Source organism: Peribacillus sp. P4_C12 (assembly GCF_056402095.1).
This window is the reverse complement of record NZ_JBFUIB010000739.1, coordinates 1-1,504: the sequence shown is the minus strand read 5'-3', so window position 1 is coordinate 1,504 and position 1,504 is coordinate 1. Positions and strand designations below refer to the sequence as shown.

Here is a 1,504-nt window from a genome sequence, read left to right as displayed (position 1 = left end):
GGACTCAATCTAATGAATGAAGCCATAAGGCTTCTAACCGTAGGAACTACGGGAGTAGCCTAATTAAAAATTGGCCGATAGGCTAATGTTCTTAGGAATCCCCCACTTCAATCAGACCGTAAGGTCGATAAGTGGTGGGTAGTTCAATTGGTCCTGTTTGAAATGACTGTATTTTTTAGAAACTACTATTCAGATAGGAACAAAAAACTGTGTATCATGCCATTATTAGGGGTGACAATGACATTTTTATTATCATCTGTACAGAAGGGAACGGAGAGACTTCTCCTCACCCTTTTTCAGGGGCATGTCTTTTCATCACAGATTCCTTCCTCAACGATATCTTGAATGCTGTTTTGATGTAGGTCAACAGTAGTAGGAAATAAACGAAGGGCTTTTAAAAAGAAATAAGACCAGTTATAAAGTGAAAAGTAAGAAATAGAAAAACACGAGTTTAGAAAACTCTGAGAAGGTACCAGGACATCTATTTAAGAAGTGTCAGACGTGAAAACTGATGCAATTAAAATTATTTAAACAAAATATCGTATTGCAACATTAACCTCGATAGAATATATAAATAATCCTTTAACCTTAAATATCTTAATATCGTATTTTTTTTATATAAGCCACGAGATAAAGCATACGAGAGAATTAAGTCATTTTATAGATTTTTTAGAACTAGAGGGGGTAACAGGACAGATGCCCTTGATTATTTTAGAATCTATAGGGCATTATTATTCCACCGTCGACAAATACTGCGACATAAAGGGGGCGGAAAAAATGATAATTCGTTCGATAATAAAGTTTTTTCAATAATTGCTGGGTTTGGTAATCTGTATTTATTGATTACTTATTAGTGATTGCTAAAAAAATAAGAGGGCTGCCAATTGACAGCCTTTTGTATGTACGATCATTTACAATTTCATACTAAGATAAACGGCATATCAAGGTGATTATCTTTGGGATCTTTCTTTCACTGACAAACGCCATTAATGATTTAGAAGACATTTTTTATTTAACAGGAAGCTGAACATGAAAGGTAGTTCCTTTACCAACTACACTTTTAACTGAGATATCCCCTCCATGTTTATGTATCGTTGTAAATACTTGAGTTAGGCCTAAACCTGTTCCTTCGCTTTTGGTGGAAAAGAACGGTGTTCCTAGCATCTTTAACTTATCTTTAGATAATCCTACTCCTGTATCACTAAGTTTTATATGAATCCTTCCACTTTTATAATAATGTTCAATTCTTATTTTTCCCTTACCCTGAATCCCCTCAATTGCCTCAATTGCATTCTTCACCAGATTAAAAAAGGCTTTTAGAAATAAATTTCTCTTTCCAACTACTTTTCTCTCTGAATCCCTTAAATCCCATTCTATTTCCACGTTATAAAGTTTTTCTTGGAATAAAAACAAAAGAGCAGTTAACTCCTTACATAAATCAATGGGAACAAAAGGCTCCTCGTGTAAATCAGGTTTAGAAACATGTAATAGATTTTGCAGAGTC

The 1,504-nt window shown here is 34.0% G+C and carries 1 protein-coding gene; it reads right to left on the bottom strand.

Translation table 11 applies throughout. The annotated features are described in order from the left end of the window. Positions 1–1,008: 1,008 nt before the first annotated feature. The coding region (locus AC1DUW_RS28540; RefSeq protein ID WP_477644145.1) for an ATP-binding protein at positions 1,009–1,504 on the bottom strand (496 nt) is incomplete at its 5' end.